The sequence below is a fragment of the Gardnerella bivia genome, from assembly GCF_049262715.1.
In the GTDB taxonomy this organism is placed as follows: Bacteria; Actinomycetota; Actinomycetes; order Actinomycetales; family Bifidobacteriaceae; genus Bifidobacterium; species Bifidobacterium vaginale_A.
Genome location: NZ_CP058399.1, coordinates 1,567,887 through 1,584,295 on the forward strand (window position 1 = coordinate 1,567,887; position 16,409 = coordinate 1,584,295).

The window sequence follows — 16,409 nt, forward strand, 5'->3', positions numbered from 1 at the left end:
GATTCTATGACTCAAACTATTGAAAAGCAAGGCGATTACTATATTTTACGCTTTGGTACTGCTCGTGCGGATGGTGTTACTGCTAGCGTTTTTAGTGCGAAAACAGTCGCGTCTTGGAGTGCGCTGCTTGGTTTGGAAAGTACTGAGGAAGCTATCGCAGCGATATTGAGCGCGAAAGAGCCGAGAGAAGCATACGATCCGAAAACTGGTCGTAATGCGTGGACTGACGCGTATGATGCTCTTGAAGCTGCTCTTGATGATAGTGCTCCCCCGTCTAGTCTAATGGCTGTTGACGGCTCTGGTCGCGTAGAACCTAACCCTTTGGTTGCTGCTTATAATAAAACACGCGCCACGCTTGGACTTGGGTTAATTAAACCTCCTACTCCGGGAGGTTTTTTTGTACTCGAAAACAACGATTCTCAGCCACAGGCTGAAAACGGTTCTGGTATTGATACGAGTTGCGTGGATTCAAGCGTAGTTAAGAAGCTTGAAGCTGATGAGGGTTTTCAGAAAGAATTACAGGATGCTGCTGAGGGCTTTTATAAGAGTCTGATGCCGCAGGATAGGAGAAACTAATGGCTGATAAGGATTCAGTTAGTTTTGATGGTGCTATTGCCGCGAAGCTGAGCGAAATGCTCGCACAGGCTAATGCTCGCATAGCAGCATTGAGTGTGATGGTTGACGTGAAAGATGCGCAAATTAAAGAGTTGAAGGCTGAGCTTGATAAGGAAGGTGATTCTCATGAGTGATTTTCAGAATGTGACTTGGAACGTGATTCAACTTGATTATGCGAACGCTTTTATTCCTGACGTTAGGTTGAATGGTGGCGATGAGAATGGGCGTATTATTCGCGTGCAACTTCTTGATAATGGTGTGCCGGTTGATGATACATCGGTTGAAGTTTTCTTGTGTTGGAATCGTCAGCCGGGCGTGCTTATTGGTGACCATGTGAAAATGGAGTCAAAAGATTCAGATGATGGTCGTATTTGGCAGGTTGCTGTTCCGGTTGCTGCTTGCCGTCAGCCGGGCGTGGTGACGCTTGGTTTTGAAGTGAAACGTGATAAGACGATCGTATGCTCGCGCTCGTTTACTGCTATCGTGGAGCGTCCGGTGTTTGATGCCGGCTCGCCTGAAGGCAAGTCGTACCGTCAAGAGTTGGAGGACGCTGCACAACAAGCGAAGGATGCTACTGGTAAAGCTAACGCTTTAACCGACAAAGTTTCACACTTGATTGAGCAGAATGAAACAGTATCACGACAAGCTCAAAATGCTACTGATGCTGCTAATACTGCTACTAACGCTGCTAATAGCGCAGCGCAACAAGCGAAGGAAGCAGCAAGTGAAGCATCACAGGCTGCTCAAAACACTCAGAATGTGATTAGTCGCGCTAACAGTGCTATTGAAGAGTGTAACGCTAGTAAGCAGGCTGCTGACCAAGCAGCAAAACGCGCTGACGATGCTACTAGCAGCATGAAGCAAACCGTGCAGAACGCTGTTGATGACGCTAACAGTAAAGTGCAACAGGCTGTTGAGCGCGCTACTAGTGCAGCACAGGCAGCGGACTCAGTGCGTGAGAAAACAGAAGCTGCCAACAGGCAAACTGAAACAGACTTAGCAGCGTTAAAGGAAGAGGTTGTTAAAGCTCAACGTGCTGGCTTTAATGCTTTGTCTAGCGCGCAAAAGTGCGATGAAGCAGCACAGGCATACAGGAACGTGTCGGGCGAGGTGGCTCTTGCTAAGCAGACTAGCGAACAGGCTGTAGAAGCAGCGAATAATGCTCTTGCTACTGCTAAACGCAGTGAAACGGCATTAGAGCAAGCTAAAACAGTTTTAGATAGTGTTAAAGAAGCTGGTGAAATCGCTAAGCGCGTGGTTAGCTCTGTTGATGAATTAAACCAGACGAAAACTGCAGCATTGGAAGCTACTCGTACTGCTAACGCTCAAGCGACTGCTGCTAGTGATGCTGCTAGTAAAGCTACTAGTGCAGCACAGGGCGCTCAACAGGCAGCGAATGCTGCTAATAGCGCAGCACAAGGCGCTCAGAAAGCAGCGGAAAGTGTTACACATGTTTTACAGGAGTCTGAGCAGCGCTACTCTACTATAGAGCAAAAAGGCAGAGAAACAGATTCTAAAATAGCGTCAATGGATAGTGTGCTTACAGCATCGCGTAAAGGCTTGTATATGCGTGCTGGTGACGGTGTGCAGATTACGCAGATGACGCAGAATCCAATGGACGGCGTGACTATTAGCGTGCCTGAGCTTAAAACGATAAAGCAAAGCGTTGAACTCGCTAGCACGGAAGCGGCGGACGCGCTTAATAAATTCAAAGACTATAGGAATGTTTTTCAAGCGTTTGGAGATAGACTCGTTAAATGTTTCACTTTCTCCTGTGATATGAGCGATGACGACCCGGTAGACGTTCATGTTAGTAAAAGCCTTACCAGTGTGAAAGCTGTGCGTCCAATAGTAGTCTTCCCAGAAAGCAGCAGCATGAGATTGTATTCAAAAACACGCCCCCAAGTGACTTTTGGCGTAAACCAAAAGACCAACATGTATACGGGTGACGTGGAGGTTTGGGTAGATGACCCTACTAGTGGTACTTGTAATTTTATAGCGATTCTATTACCAGAATGCGAGTCAAAAGACAGGGAGTAAAAAAAATGGGTACTTTTCAAATGCCTTTCTACTTTATTGAAACAGTGAGTCAAGCTGCTAAAGACGCGTGGATTAAACAAGCGCAAGAAAAAGCTAAACAATTTAATTACAAAGGTAATCAGATTTCCGCGAGTTTTGAGCCAATAAAAGGGTGGCGACCATTCGAAAAATACGGTGCAACCCCTATTGAAATAATACATAATTGCTTGAAAAACCGTGATAAAACCATGAATAAAATCTTATTCAGAAAAGACTGGTTTACAATAAAAAACGCATGTTGGACTATAAGCGGATACAATTTTTACCATAAATACTATCACAATCCGCAGAACATACTCGTAATACCAAAAAATATGGTAACCGGTTGGGAAGGTTGTTACAATATTGAGATTAATCCGGTTAATTATCCTGAATCAATGTTAAGTGATAGTTGTGATGCCTTTTATAAGCGATTCCCCTCTGAGGATAAGCAATATATTCTTAACATGAAATTGCCTTATAAAGATTGCAACAGTCATACTAGGAGTATGGAAGCACACGTGTTTCCCCCCGCTGCGTATGAACTGTATTTAATGGATCCATCTGGTCACATCCGGTGGGTTGATAAAGGCTTTGAAAAATTATCCGTATTCACTTCTCCTATAGACATGGACCCGTTGACTTTTTGGACGCGTGATTCCTCCATGGGAGGCGGTATGACGGCACTGGTTGCTCATATAACCAGTTTGGGTGAGGGTACTTTTATCCCCGAGCGTATTAGTGAGACTAAACCATTACTCCCGTGTTTCTGCATTGGATAACCGTAAGCTACACGCATCTTACTAAGTTTCAGGGGTGTCTTTGCACACCCCTGAATCATATCCGCTCGAGTCATAGAGATTCATGAACGCGTATTATAAGCAGATTAAAACGAAAAATAAGACACTTTAGGACAACGTAGGACAAATAGGACAAATAGGACAAAAACGCGGAAAGTATGATACTTTTCGTCCGAATCCGTCCGAATCCGTCCGAATCCGTCCGAAGAATCCGAATTCATCCGAAACCACTCGACTACAATACGCACAAACATTTTTAAGCCACGTTAAACAACGTGGCTTTTTTAATAACCAAAGGAGGAAAAATGGCATTAAACGGCATTGACATATCAAGCTGGCAAACAGGCATCAACATTGCCAAAGTGCCAGCTGATTTTGTCATAGTAAAAGCCACACAAGGCACTCGGTACACAAGCCCGTGTTTTCGCGCACAAGCAGACGCAACAATAAACAGTGGAAAGCTGCTCGGCATTTATCACTACATTAGCGGTGGCAACGCTAAAGCCGAAGCACAACACTTCGTAAACACAGTAAAACCTTACATTGGGCGCGCAATACTCGCACTCGACTTTGAGAGTGGCAGCAACAGCGCCTATAAGGATGCTGGATACTTGCAACAATGCGCGAAAGAAGTATACGCGCTCACAGGAGTACACCCACTGCTATACGGAAGCAAATGCGACTACGGTAGACTAGCTCAAGTAAGCAAAGCTACAAACTGTGGACTGTGGATCGCACAATACCCTAACTACGCGCGCACAGGATACCAGAACACACCATGGAATGAAGGCGCTTACAGTTGCGCAATACGCCAATACTCTAGTGCTGGAGCACTACCAAACTATGGTGGAAACCTTGACCTCGACAAGTTCTACGGTGACCGCGCAGCGTGGGGTAAATACGCTAAATCAGACCATGCAACTCCTCCACCGGCACCAAAGCCAGAGTCAAAGCCAGAGTCAAAGCCAACCGTTACACCAACAGAGCACGATGGTGACATTAGTAGTGTTACTTTACATATTCCATGGGGTGAAAACAGTGGACAATGCTGTCAGCTAGCGCGCACAGGCAACACCGTAACAATAAACGGTAGCGGGTGGATAAAATCAGGAGGAGGCTCATGGGTAAAAGCATGGGAACGCATACCGGACGGATACAAGCCTATAAGCGTTTCAACAATCAGCCTATCCGGTAACGGCAACGGAAGTCTGATGGTGAAACCAGACGGCACTATTTACTGGGACGGTGAAGGCAAAACAGGATACGCGCACATCACCGGCACATGGATAACAGTCGACAAACAACCAAAATAAGCATTCAAAAAACTAAGGAGAAGAAATGGCAAACACTGAAATCATAACAATAGGACTCACAGCTATCCTCATAGTCTTCGACTACATTACAGGCTTAGCTAAGGCTTTCCTGACACACACGGTGTCAAGTAGTAAAATGCGCGCAGGCTTATACCATAAAGCAGGCTACGTTGTAGTAATCGCACTGGCTTTCCTGCTGGAGCACGCGCAACAGTACGTGAATCTCGGGTTCAAGATGCCGCTTATTGCGCCAGTGTGTATTTACATTAGCTTAGCTGAAATAGTAAGCGTTTTAGAGAATGCTGTCGCGTTGAATCCTGACTTAATGCGCTCTGGGATTTTTAAAATCTTTATCAACTCAAATGATGCGTTGAAAGATGAAGCGCAAGCGCAGGCTGGTAAGCATGCGGAGATTTTTGGCGATGGCGTAGGACCTACTAGTCGCAGCATCAATCCTGAAAACACGCCTACCGAAAATAAGTAGCGTGCGTATATTCAAAGTATTCTCTAGAGAGGAGAATACTTTGAAAATTAGCAATTACCCCTCGCCTCATGCGGGGGGGTAATTTTTTATATGAACTTTTCCTCCAAAAAACGAAGCAAATTGTTAAGGTTTTTCTTTGTGTTATAAGAAAAGTATGCAAGAGACTTTAGCGCATAAGGCACGCGATTAAACGTGTCTATGTTTTTAATGATGTTTCGTTTTCTAAGCTCGCTCATAACCATTGTTTGAGCATTGAGAATAGGAATTTGGCAAAACAGATCCAAACAAGCGTTATAGTAAAAAACTGGCTTAGCGTCAGGCAGTGCATTAAAGTACTGTTTTAATATGTTTTCATACTCCGTTTTACGCAATAGTTTAAAAAGCGTAACATGCTCAAGTTGTGAATTATCTTCTACAGGTTCTTTGCGCATCTTTTCGCTTATACAGTTTTGACCGTCAAGCACATAAATACCTACAGGGGTACCAGCAAGAGCGTTTATAGCGTTTTGATACTTGTTCTCAGATGTTACTACGCACACACGGTTGAAAGCTTTAAAGTAATTGCTAAGCTGTGTTTTCAATCTCTCAAAAGTGTCTAGTTCAGTTTTTATCTCATACACAGTAGAATGTTTGCTGATGATAATTAAGTCGGCTCTTGATTTGCTTATGGGCAGCTGCGTTAATGCGGTTTGCTGTGCATCGCTACTAGCGCTAAGCAGTAGCGCGTTTAGCAAAGTGTTTTGATAAACGTATTCACACCTATGCGTTTTTGTCATAAGTTCGTAAATCTCGCTTATTATCTCGCTATTAGTTTTTCCTTTAGTGTCTTGTACAAAATGATTCGCAACCGTCTCATAGCATTGATTCTTAGATGCTAAAACTCGAGTTGTGAAGAAATGATTAAGTATAAGCTCGTCTCCCATCGGATACAATTCTACTCTTAACTACTCTTAACTACTCTGCATCAGCAGGTCGTCCGCCATGCCCCGGACGGCTCGCGTTCCAAGCTTCAATATTCTCACGCTTCCAACCGCGCGCCTTGCCAACCATAGCATCTGGCTCTGGTAAGTTATAATGCGCTAAAGCACCTTTTGTAACATTTAAATAATTTGCTATATCAGTAAAACTCATGTACGTTATCATCGATCTTCACCCCCAGCTCTATAAGCTAGCGCAAGCGATAATACTGCAAATACAACACCACTTGCATAATTAACAAATGTTGACGCTATAGCAACGCCTAAGAGTGATGCAGCTGAACTTAACACACTCGCAATAATATATAAGTATTTCTTGCTCATAACGTTTTGATGAAGTATCTTGGAAAGTGGGGTTCTAGCCAATTGGTGTGGTTGGAACCCCTTTGCTTTATCGCTTCTTCTTAAATGTTGCAATGAGCGTTATTACTATTGCTAAGATTTCAAGAATCAGCTTTATGATTTCCAAGATATCTTTCATCATCCTCCTTTCTTCTATTGATTACAATATTATTATAACATAATAATTATAATAAAGTAAAGAAATTATAAAAAATAACGAGAAATTTTCTGCAATATTTAGTAAAACGCAAATAAGTTGTGAATGATACCAGTAGCACACCTAATGAAAACCGAATATAAATAAATATAAATAAATACCCCTCACTAGCAGGAGGGGCATTTTGCATACTCTTAACTACTCTTAACTACTCTGCATAGCAGGCCGTCCGCCATGACCTGGACGGCTCGCATTCCAAGCTTCAATATTTTCGCGTTTCCAGCCACGAGTGCGACCGATAAACGCGTCTGGATCCGGAAGATTGTAGTTGCCAAGCGCACCAGTTTTCACGCCAATAAGCTCAGCAACTTCCGTATAACTCAAATAACGCTCACTCATGTTACTTTTTACGCTTTCTTCCAGCGTCTAACGCGCATACGGCACTGATTACAGCGCAACCGGTTATAAGCCAAGGCGAAAAATGGAACCACACACCAGCGATAATAACAAGCGAAAATATAGCCGATACTATTGCATCTAATTTCATAATGAGCCTGCAGTATAGTGGATAGTGAGTCCCTGACACTTCGACTGTTCGGGACTCTTTTTATTTATTGCGCTTCTTTAATACTATCAATAATATCACGTTGAATGTGATACTTTCGTGCATTGTATGGCAAGGTTTATCTTACGGTAATGTCATCGCAATGATGGCGTGTATGAGTAAAGTCTTATGCGCAATGTAGATTGATACTTACGAGGCTGCTTAAGTGGATGAAAGCTGGGTTCCCGAATGGGAGTAAATCTTTTTAGGTGAGAATTCCTTTGCTCCTGGGGTAGCCTCATAATTTTTTTGACTTATTCTTTAATTGCTCAATGATGTGTTCTGGATTTTTTGAGATAATTTCTACAATAAATTCAACAACCCTCTGCGAGTATACATAATAATGATTCTTTTCTGTCTTTAATGATCTATCATATGTATATTTCTTGTCTGTTTTTAAGTTATAGACTTTACAAAATAACCCAAAATGATATTTATTGAAAGCTATCGTAGAATTATCAGAGTTAAATAGTTCTATATTTCTTTTTCTAAGTTGCACGTTTACCATACTAATAACGTCGCTCATCCTACAAGAATATTTATCAGTAGGTTTGATTTCCTTTACTATTTTTGCTTTAGTAGTGGATGAATTATCAATCTGTATAGGGATGCCAGATTGTTTTGAAATAACAAATTCAGTTCTGAATACTGCAGCATATTTAGGAGTTGTTTGTTGGTTAGATATGGTATTAATGTCTGCTTGAATTTTAAGTAGTCTTTCTGCTGTTTCTGGGTAATATCGCGCTCTGATTGTTTCTTCATCTAAATCAGTTTTGCGAGTAGAAAGAACCAAATAATTATCAGGGATCTTATCGCTAATTTCTATACCATGATATTTGCGCAATCGTTCGTCAAAATTTTGAATGCTTGCTTGAAATATTGGAGTATACGGTATTTCATATTCCGAAACTATAAAATGAGTACTAGTGTTACGTAACTCGCATAATGTTTCAATATTTTTACGTACTGGGTCTTTTTCGTTGGTCATTACTTTTTTAACACAATCTTCAAGGGAGAGCGTTCTATTTGTTTTACGGGGATAAAATATTGCTGAATATCCTGATTCCTTAATAATTACAGATTTAAGCATTAGTTCCCATGCATTGCACAAAAAGAATGCACATCCTTCTACACGGTATTTTATTGTAGGCTTGTTAAATATTTCTATTGCCAGAATAAACGATTCTTGTGATTTCTCTAAAAGTTGCTCACAAGTACGTTTTGTAGTTTCTTCATTGATATACATGTGAGTTAGTCTACATTGGAATAAAGCTTACAGCAATATGACATATCAATAATCTTTCATGTTTGAGATAATATGATATGCTTCAAATATCTATGTAAAATATAAGAATGTAACTAATATTTGCTATAAAAACACAAGATAAGGCGATATTGAGCGCATTGATATCAAAACGCTATCCTGTGAAATTCTTAGAAAAATAAGGCATTAGCGGGTATTAAATGCTAATTCCCCGCGACTCCACAAACGCAAAAACGCCACTGCTCAAACAGTGGCGTTTTTTGTAGCAAAACCCAATGTTTCCAATGCTTAAATTATTTCCTAAACCAAATGTTTTTAAGAATAACCCAGATTTAGACAATAACTCGTAAAGAACGATACTCCCAAAAACGAAAGCTAGTCATACCCTCAAACCAACTCGTTACGAGATTAAGGGGTAAGAGGAGCCCTAGCTTTCTATATAATTACACTATTTGATTCTTCCATGTAATTACACTATTTGATTATATTATTTGATTACACTTTAAGCAAATTCAACTAGCAAATACAAAATTCAACTAGCTTAATTCAACTAAAACTAACAACCAGCTTAATTCAACTAACAACCAGCACACTAACCAAATTCAACTCATGGCTCAAGCGTAATTACAGGATGCAAATCGACCATAGTAACTGTACGTTTCATGGAAGCAACAACAGTTGTAATAGCAATAGCAATTACTCCAAAGATAACTAGCATCCAAATTCCAGAAACTATTTCACTACTATTTTTACCTGCCATAGCCTGACGCAATCCCATAATCGAATACGTCATAGGCAAGTACGGATGAACAGTTCTAAAGAATGATGGCGTCATCTGCACCGGGAATGTTCCTGCAGAACTAGTGATTTGCAACATAAGTAGCACAATAGCAACAATTCTTCCAGGTATCTTAAATACAGACATAATCATTTGCATAATAGTCATAAACACTATAGAGGCAACAATGCCGATCGCATAGAACGCAAAAACGTTGTCGATTTGCAATTTTAACGCGCCATGAACAACACCCATAAGAATAACTGCTTGCACAATCGCCATAAACACAAATGGCGTAAGACTTATGAGAGTACTCTTAAATGGATTCATGCCATTTAGTATCGCGCGCCTATCCATAACTCTTAAAACAAAAGTAGCCATAAGAGCACCGACCCAAAGACCGATTGAAATAAAGTAAGGAGCAAATCCAGTTCCGTAATTTTCAACATGCGAGTAATCGTGTTCTTCCAAAGCAACTGGAGCGCTCATCATCTTACTTTTTTGCACAATACCGTTTACTTTTCCAGACTTTTGGGCATTTTTAAGCCCTTCATGCAATTTCTTAGCGCCTTCAACAAGCTTCGGAGTGTTATCAGATAGCTTCTTAGCGCCAGAATTAAGCTGATTTGAACCGTTCACTATTTTCGCAGAACCTTGTGCAGCTGCGTTCATGCCATTATTTAGTTTTTCACTACCGTTACTTACTTGAGTCAAACCGTCAGCAAGCTTATTTGTGCCAGCAACTAACTTATTTGAACCAACATTAACTTTCTCCATGCCTTGCATAAGAGCGTCAGCACCGCCCTTTATTTGCAAGCTTCCTTGAGAAAGCTTATCTGCTCCAGCGCTTAAAGCAGAAAGATTTGTTTCTAGAAGATTAGAATTTTCACCTAATCCTTCTGCCAAACTTTGCAAATTAGCAAGCACGTCTTCCTTTGTTACTGCTGGGTTTCGCGCTTGCATAAGAAGACCCGCAAGTTTCGTTTTAGTTTCAGCATTCCCTGCTTTAACATGTTCTTCTAATTCATTACTAGAATCAGCAAGCTTTTGAGCTCCTTCATAAAACTCGTCTGTTGCAGCAGATAACTTTTGTGTTCCATCACTCAATTGTTTAGCTCCGTTTGCTAAATCTTGCGTTTTTTGAGCTAATAATTGCGCTCCTTCTTTACTGCGCGCATTTGCATGAGTAAGAGTATCCGCACCTTTTTGAAGCTCTCCTAATCCACCTTGCAATCTTCTAAGCGAAGTAGAAAGTTTATTTGAACCATCAGCAAGCTTATTGATTCCGGCTTGCAAAGATTTTGAACCTTCATGTAATTTGCCAGCACCGTTTGCAGCAACACCAAGCGAATCAGAAGCAGAGTTTACTTTTGTAAACATATGTTCCCAGTATTCTTCCGTAATCGCCTCGCTAATTTCACTACGCATAGTATGAAAAGCTGTTTTGCCAATCTGGGATGCAAGCATATTGCTTGCTTGATCGTATTTCACATGAAGTTTTGCTTTAGTTGGCGTGTCATATTCAGCTGAAGCAATGCACTTACTAAAAGACGATGGAATAGTTGCGACCATAAAGTAATCGCCATTTTTAAGACCTTTATCTGCCTTTGAACTATCTACAAAATTCCATTGAAATCCTTGACTTCCACCTTTCATATTTTCCAAACGATTTTTGATTTCATGCCCAATATTTCGCATTTTTCCGTTAATTACTGCACCACTATCTTCTACTACAACAGCAACAGGCACAGTATCTAATGTTTTATATGGATTAGTAAACGCCCACAAATAAAGAGAACCATACAAAAGTGGTATTAAAGCTACAGTTCCGATTACTAACTTACGAGCATTTCCTTTTATAGAATTATTAAGCTCACGAAATGCAAGAGAAATAGTATTAGCGCGCATCATTACCACCCTCATTTAACAAATTACGATTATTCACACTATTAGCTTTTACATTGCTTAGTGAAATAATTTGATCTGCTTGTTTTTCTAACTCGCTTTGCAAAACGCTTACAAGACAAGAACAATAATTTTGACTTACATACGAACGAATATCTTTAATAAGCGAATCGCTTTGCTCACTTGTAAGCTCTGACTCAATATTGTCAACAAAAAGCAGAAATGGTTTCTTTAATAGCGCTAATGCTATGCCTAATCTCATGAGTTCACATGGAGTCAACTCTCCCACTTGTGTATTTAGAGGAGAAAGCACTTTCCAGTATGTTAATACATCGCACGCGTATTGTTTGAGTGCAATACAATCTTCAATATTATTTTTGTATTGCTCTCTAAATATTGGCGATTTACTTGCAAGTTTTAATTCGCTTATTAACGCTTCCTCTATAGTTTGAGTTTTATAAAAGTCGTTAATTCCAGCAAATAAGCCTAAGCCAACATAGTTTCTAGATCGCATTAAATGGTGAGGAAGATCTATATCCGCAATTTTAAGAGAACCGCTTGTAAATTTCATATATCCGGATAATGTAAGCAATAACGCTGATTTTCCAGAACCATGTTCTCCAGATATTGCAACAATTTGATTAGGCTCTACTTTTAATGAAACGTTACAAAATGGTGATTTTCTAAATCGTTTTAATCCTAATTCTTTCGCTTCTAAAAGCGTTTGTATCTTTTCCATAATAAGCTGTAGATTCATGCATCCAATAGCAATCCAAATATTCAAATTACTATTTGCACGTCTAAGCATTCCTCCTTACTTATAACTAAAACATACATGCAAAATAAACAATGTTGAAACTTTCAAAACATATGCATTTTTCGAATTAGAATATACGCATTTTGTTTTGAAAGTATCAAAATCGCTATCTTGCACATATTTAATTTTTGTTTGATTATTTATTTCAATTCTTAATTTTTGACATACAACCTTAATTCTTGATTTTATTCAATTCTTTTCATAACAATTCATTGTTACACTCAAATAAAATCATTGCATAGTTAAAACCAACTTGTTTTAATAATGCAAAATAACAGTTATTACTAATCGTTTAAATCTATCATTAGCACACTTTTAGAGTACTCTTTTGTACGAACAATATTCACTTTTATTATAGATATATTTACTACACAAATATTCACTTTTATTATGAATATATTTGATACATCAATATTCACTTTTATTATAGATATATTTACTACACAAATATTCATGCACAGAAAAAATAATCTAAAATGTCAAATAATGTAATTAAAAGCAAGGTATAAATTATCTAGTAGAATAGTAGAAGTGTATCAATATAAATCACGCTTAGCTAGCATAACTAACGAGGACACTTAAATGAATGAAGAAGAAATTCGTCAATGGCTTATCAAATGCTTTGGTCCTGTGCAAGGCGAGGAAGCATGGCAACAGCTAAATCAGCTACCTTTTGAAGTACGAAACCAGTTGATGAATCAAAAGCCAGACGATCTTCCTAATCCAGAAGAAGTTCGCACTATGATGCAAGCTTTCAGTGATGGAGGATTAAATTCACCTGTAGAAATGACCGATACACTTCAAAAAGGTCCTATTAACGCTAAACTCGCGCAATCACTAGCTTTACAGCAAGCTACAGGAGACAATAGTTCAGTTAATGCAGATGTAGCAGACGGGCTAAGAAGATCAATAAGTAAAGCAAATTTATGGCTAGATATAACGACCAATTTTAATCCTGCTCCAGGTAATCCCGATATTCTTTCGCGCGGAAATTGGGTTGAAGGAACTATTGAATCATGGATTAAATTTGCTACTCCTGTTGCGCGCGCTATAAGCGATGCTTTTACTTCAGTTATTGCAAATCGCTTTTCAGATATTGACGATGCTGAAATTTCTGGAGTTTTTGCCGGAGTTGTACCTATCCCCCTGCCAAAAGGAATGAATAATCCAGTACAACTTATGAAATTGCTAGCAAACACAAGCTTTGCAATGCAACTGGGTTCTGCTGCTGGAGCTTTATCTCACGAAGTACATGGAAGTTTTGATCAAGGTATTGCACTATTAAAGAATCCAGCAGGCGGATTAATACCATATAATTGCATTGATTACGCTAAAGTTTGGGGATTAAATACTACAGAAGTAATGGATTATCTTGCTTTACGAGAATTAGCTCACGCTAGATTATTTGCTTCAGTTCCTTGGCTTATGACACGTTTTGAAGCGCTAATAATTAAGTATTCTAATGGAATAAATATTGATTTAGATGCAATGGAAGATCAATTACGCGATGTAGATCCAATGAATCCTGAAGCAATTAGCGGAGCTGTTAATCTTTCTAAAGTTGGAAATAACGATTCAGATGAACAAAAACAAGCTTTGAAAAGTTTTGAAACTTTATTAGCTTTAACAGAAGGATGGGTTGATTGCGTAACGTGGAGAGCAGGAATGGCTCACATTCCTCACATAGATCAATTACGCGAAATGACAAGACGCGAACGAGCTGCAGGAGGTCCTGCAGAAGTGACTTTTGAATCATTGCTTGGACTTAATCTAAGACCTAAGCGCATGCGCGAGGCAGCTGATTTGTGGGAAAAAATCACCCAAGAAAATGGAATAGAAAAACGCGATTCCTTGTGGGCTCATCCAGATTTATTGCCAGAATTGCATGAAAACGATTCTCTGACTAATTCAACTGATTCAACTAATTCAACTAATTCGCAATCTGAGATTTCTTCTAACGATGAAAACGATTTACAAATATCTAATATCGATCCAAAAAACGAAAATACAAATTGCGAAAATCACAATAACACAGAAAACAACACAGATAACAACACAGATACAAATGCAAATGATATAAATAATTCTGAAAGTATTACAGATCTAAATGAAGATAAAAAGGAAAAAGATTCTGAAAATCTAAAAGACCTGAAAGACTTGAAAGACTTGGATAACCTGGATTCAATCAATTGGGATGATGAATTAAGTAAGCTATTAGAAAATATGAATTCCGAAAAGAACGATAACAATAATTCAGATCCTAATAATTCAGATTCTAATAATTGCGCCAATAAGAATCTTGATAACAATAACAATGATAATAATAATGACAGCAAAAGCGAAAATAAAGACGACAACAACCTAGAATAGTGACAGTGATAACAATGTTGACTAAAAAGCAAAAATTGCGAAATCACTAGCACTATATCAGCACAACACATGAACACAGCGAGCGCAAGAAGAATAGTGGATTTTTATACAAAATTAAGACATTCAATGCCTAATAAATAATTCTTAAAACTTGCGTTCAAAGTTCAAGACATTTAAGAATTCAAGACATTTAAGAATTCAAAGTTCAGTGCGCTCAAAAATTTACGATAAGAATCTACTTGGACTACGTGTTGCTCCAACGTCAAGTTCTCTACGTAAAGCATACGAAAGCTGAAGCGTCTTTTCTGCTCTTGTAATAGCTACATACATAAGTCGCCGCTCTTCTTCAAGATTTTCGCTATTTTCATCACATGTACCAAAAGGTATAAGCCCATCTGAACATCCAATAATGAATACGTGTTTAAATTCAAGACCTTTAGACGCATGTATAGTGGACACATTCACAGGTATTTGCATACGCGATTCTTCACTATGTGGAACGCTATTCATTATTTCGCAAATGCTTAAAGGCAAATCTGGAATTTGCAAATTTTCACTAGCGCTTTCACCAGAATTTACGCCATTATTTTCACCAGAATTTACGCCAGAATCCTCACTAACACTTTCACTATTGCTTTCACTATTGCTCTCACTATTGCTTTCACTATTGCTCTCACCAGAATTCTCGTAATCACGCAATTCAGCATTATCTAAGACAGTTCTTTGAACACTCATGTCGTTACGAACTTTAACACTCAAACCAATATTTCGTAACATATTGCATACAACATCTTGCTGAGCATTAGTTCGAGTCAATATTGCACAATCACTTGGCACAACTTTATCATCACGGACCATGCACATAATAGTTTGAGCAACAGCTAACGCTTCATCTTTATCGCTAAGAAAAACTTTCTTAGAAATACGTTTCCCACCTTTACTTAAAGCATGCATCTTAACGTAATCTTTCGAATAATCAGATGCTGAAAGCACACGATTAGCTAATCCAACAATTCTCTCAGTAGATCGATAATCTGTGTCTAAACTAATATCCGCATTAAGAGGTGCAAATTCTTTTGGAAATTGCAATAAATCGTAACTACTAGCACCAGCAAATGAATAAATCGTCTGAGCAGGATCACCAACTACGCAAATATTTCTATTTTCACCCAACCACAATCGTAAAAGTTCATGCTGCAGCGGAGAAACATCCTGATATTCATCAACTGTAAGCCATTTAATAGAATCACGTATTTTACGAGCAGCTTGAGGAAAAGCATCAATAATATGGCAATCAAGCAATAATAAATCATTAAAATCTATAAAATTATTATTATTTTTTTCTCTTTCATATGATTCATATATATCAATAAATTTTTGAGCCTCCAGCCCAGCAGGCACAGTTCGATGCATTATAGAGCAAACTTTTTCGTAATCTTTAGGCGCTACAAGAGATACTTTTGCCCAATTTATTTCCGACATAATATCCCTAATATAAACAGGAGGAATATCAGATAATCCTTCACATTTAGACGCTGCTATTCGCAATATATTACGTGGATTGTCAATTATATTCGGAAAAGGAGCAGAACACACATCATCCCATACTCTACGTATTTGTTGTAATGCTGCTGAATGAAAAGTTGAAACTCTAGCGCCACTACTTACGCCTAAACTATCTAACCTATCTCTCATTTCTTGAGCTGCTTTTACAGAAAAAGTAACTGCTAACACTCCTTTAGAATCCCATTGATTAGTAGCACAAGCATAAGCAATTCTTCTAGTAATAGTACGAGTTTTACCAGCTCCAGCGCACGCAATAATACGCACTGGTCCATGTATTGACATAGCTGCAGCACGTTGATTATCATCTAAACCTTGCAATAATAAATCAGGCTCTTGCGTAAAACTCATACTTATATTGT

The 16,409-nt window shown here is 38.9% G+C and carries 15 protein-coding genes; 7 read left to right on the plus strand and 8 right to left on the minus strand.

Features of this window, described 5'->3' with window-relative positions; all coding sequences use genetic code 11:
• Nucleotides 1-6 precede the first annotated feature (6 nt).
• The 6 genes from HXT27_RS06195 (at nt 7) to HXT27_RS06220 (ending at nt 5,270) form a co-directional block, all read left to right on the plus strand.
• Entirely contained in the window at nt 7-576 is a 570-nt protein-coding gene (locus HXT27_RS06195; RefSeq protein ID WP_422113140.1) for a nitrate reductase, read from the plus strand.
• Complete coding sequence (locus tag HXT27_RS06200) at nt 576-749, plus strand: hypothetical protein (RefSeq protein ID WP_422113141.1); 174 nt, start codon at nt 576-578, stop codon at nt 747-749. The genes HXT27_RS06195 and HXT27_RS06200 overlap by 1 nt, the downstream gene beginning before the upstream one ends.
• Nucleotides 742-2,655: a hypothetical protein gene (locus HXT27_RS06205; RefSeq protein WP_422113142.1), complete on the plus strand. Its 1,914-nt coding sequence runs from the start codon at nt 742-744 to the stop codon at nt 2,653-2,655. Before HXT27_RS06200 ends, HXT27_RS06205 begins: the two co-directional genes overlap by 8 nt.
• A 5-nt stretch (nt 2,656-2,660) precedes the next feature.
• Nucleotides 2,661-3,455 carry a DUF6273 domain-containing protein gene (locus HXT27_RS06210; protein ID WP_422113143.1) on the plus strand — a complete coding sequence of 265 codons (795 nt, stop codon included), beginning with the start codon at nt 2,661-2,663 and terminating at the stop codon, nt 3,453-3,455.
• A gap of 323 nt (nt 3,456-3,778) precedes the next feature.
• Nucleotides 3,779-4,786, plus strand: coding sequence for a GH25 family lysozyme (locus HXT27_RS06215; protein WP_422113144.1), 1,008 nt, complete (start codon nt 3,779-3,781; stop codon nt 4,784-4,786).
• 25 nt (nt 4,787-4,811) lie between these two features.
• A complete protein-coding gene (locus HXT27_RS06220; RefSeq protein ID WP_422113145.1) occupies nt 4,812-5,270 on the plus strand; it encodes a phage holin family protein in 459 nt (152 codons plus the stop codon).
• 86 nt (nt 5,271-5,356) lie between these two features.
• Here the strand turns inward: HXT27_RS06220 and HXT27_RS06225 are convergent, their stop codons facing one another.
• The 7 genes from HXT27_RS06225 to HXT27_RS06255 form a co-directional block, all read right to left on the minus strand.
• Nucleotides 5,357-6,193: a sce7726 family protein gene (locus HXT27_RS06225; RefSeq protein WP_422113146.1), complete on the minus strand. Its 837-nt coding sequence runs from the start codon at nt 6,191-6,193 to the stop codon at nt 5,357-5,359.
• Between the two features lie 31 nt (nt 6,194-6,224).
• Nucleotides 6,225-6,413, minus strand: a complete 189-nt coding sequence (locus HXT27_RS06230) for an XRE family transcriptional regulator (protein WP_422113147.1) — start codon at nt 6,411-6,413, stop codon at nt 6,225-6,227.
• A 537-nt stretch (nt 6,414-6,950) separates the two neighbouring features.
• Nucleotides 6,951-7,145, minus strand: coding sequence for a helix-turn-helix transcriptional regulator (locus tag HXT27_RS06235; protein ID WP_422113148.1), 195 nt, complete (start codon nt 7,143-7,145; stop codon nt 6,951-6,953).
• A gap of 1 nt (nt 7,146) precedes the next feature.
• The gene (locus tag HXT27_RS06240; RefSeq protein ID WP_422113149.1) at nt 7,147-7,293 is read right to left on the minus strand and encodes a hypothetical protein; all 147 of its coding nucleotides are present in this window, start codon (nt 7,291-7,293) and stop codon (nt 7,147-7,149) included.
• Nucleotides 7,294-7,588: 295 nt separating this feature from the next.
• The gene (locus HXT27_RS06245) at nt 7,589-8,596 is read right to left on the minus strand and encodes a DUF3644 domain-containing protein (RefSeq protein WP_422113150.1); all 1,008 of its coding nucleotides are present in this window, start codon (nt 8,594-8,596) and stop codon (nt 7,589-7,591) included.
• Between the two features lie 625 nt (nt 8,597-9,221).
• On the minus strand, nt 9,222-11,300 hold the full coding sequence (locus tag HXT27_RS06250; RefSeq protein ID WP_199172730.1) for a YhgE/Pip domain-containing protein: 2,079 nt from the start codon (nt 11,298-11,300) through the stop codon (nt 9,222-9,224).
• A complete protein-coding gene (locus HXT27_RS06255) occupies nt 11,290-12,036 on the minus strand; it encodes an ATP-binding cassette domain-containing protein (protein WP_103043292.1) in 747 nt (248 codons plus the stop codon). The genes HXT27_RS06250 and HXT27_RS06255 overlap by 11 nt, the downstream gene beginning before the upstream one ends.
• A 660-nt stretch (nt 12,037-12,696) precedes the next feature.
• Between HXT27_RS06255 and HXT27_RS06260 the strand changes: the two genes are divergently transcribed.
• Nucleotides 12,697-14,484: a zinc-dependent metalloprotease gene (locus tag HXT27_RS06260; protein ID WP_075523449.1), complete on the plus strand. Its 1,788-nt coding sequence runs from the start codon at nt 12,697-12,699 to the stop codon at nt 14,482-14,484.
• A 222-nt stretch (nt 14,485-14,706) separates the two neighbouring features.
• On the opposite strand, the gene HXT27_RS06265 is transcribed toward HXT27_RS06260, so the two are convergent.
• Entirely contained in the window at nt 14,707-16,398 is a 1,692-nt protein-coding gene (locus HXT27_RS06265; protein ID WP_422113151.1) for an ATP-dependent helicase, read from the minus strand.
• Between the last annotated feature and the right edge of the window lie 11 nt (nt 16,399-16,409).

What these genes read in the sequence shown, in the direction of transcription:
- HXT27_RS06195 (WP_422113140.1), top strand. Translation starts at nt 7, where the DNA reads ATGACTCAAACTATTGAAAAGCAAGGCGATTACTATATTTTACGCTTT.
- HXT27_RS06200 (WP_422113141.1), top strand. Translation starts at nt 576, where the DNA reads ATGGCTGATAAGGATTCAGTTAGTTTTGATGGTGCTATTGCCGCGAAG.
- HXT27_RS06205 (WP_422113142.1), top strand. Translation starts at nt 742, where the DNA reads ATGAGTGATTTTCAGAATGTGACTTGGAACGTGATTCAACTTGATTAT.
- HXT27_RS06210 (WP_422113143.1), top strand. Translation starts at nt 2,661, where the DNA reads ATGGGTACTTTTCAAATGCCTTTCTACTTTATTGAAACAGTGAGTCAA.
- HXT27_RS06215 (WP_422113144.1), top strand. Translation starts at nt 3,779, where the DNA reads ATGGCATTAAACGGCATTGACATATCAAGCTGGCAAACAGGCATCAAC.
- HXT27_RS06220 (WP_422113145.1), top strand. Translation starts at nt 4,812, where the DNA reads ATGGCAAACACTGAAATCATAACAATAGGACTCACAGCTATCCTCATA.
- HXT27_RS06225 (WP_422113146.1), bottom strand. Translation starts at nt 6,193, where the DNA reads ATGGGAGACGAGCTTATACTTAATCATTTCTTCACAACTCGAGTTTTA.
- HXT27_RS06230 (WP_422113147.1), bottom strand. Translation starts at nt 6,413, where the DNA reads ATGATAACGTACATGAGTTTTACTGATATAGCAAATTATTTAAATGTT.
- HXT27_RS06235 (WP_422113148.1), bottom strand. Translation starts at nt 7,145, where the DNA reads ATGAGTGAGCGTTATTTGAGTTATACGGAAGTTGCTGAGCTTATTGGC.
- HXT27_RS06240 (WP_422113149.1), bottom strand. Translation starts at nt 7,293, where the DNA reads ATGAAATTAGATGCAATAGTATCGGCTATATTTTCGCTTGTTATTATC.
- HXT27_RS06245 (WP_422113150.1), bottom strand. Translation starts at nt 8,596, where the DNA reads ATGTATATCAATGAAGAAACTACAAAACGTACTTGTGAGCAACTTTTA.
- HXT27_RS06250 (WP_199172730.1), bottom strand. Translation starts at nt 11,300, where the DNA reads ATGCGCGCTAATACTATTTCTCTTGCATTTCGTGAGCTTAATAATTCT.
- HXT27_RS06255 (WP_103043292.1), bottom strand. Translation starts at nt 12,036, where the DNA reads ATGGAAAAGATACAAACGCTTTTAGAAGCGAAAGAATTAGGATTAAAA.
- HXT27_RS06260 (WP_075523449.1), top strand. Translation starts at nt 12,697, where the DNA reads ATGAATGAAGAAGAAATTCGTCAATGGCTTATCAAATGCTTTGGTCCT.
- HXT27_RS06265 (WP_422113151.1), bottom strand. Translation starts at nt 16,398, where the DNA reads ATGAGTTTTACGCAAGAGCCTGATTTATTATTGCAAGGTTTAGATGAT.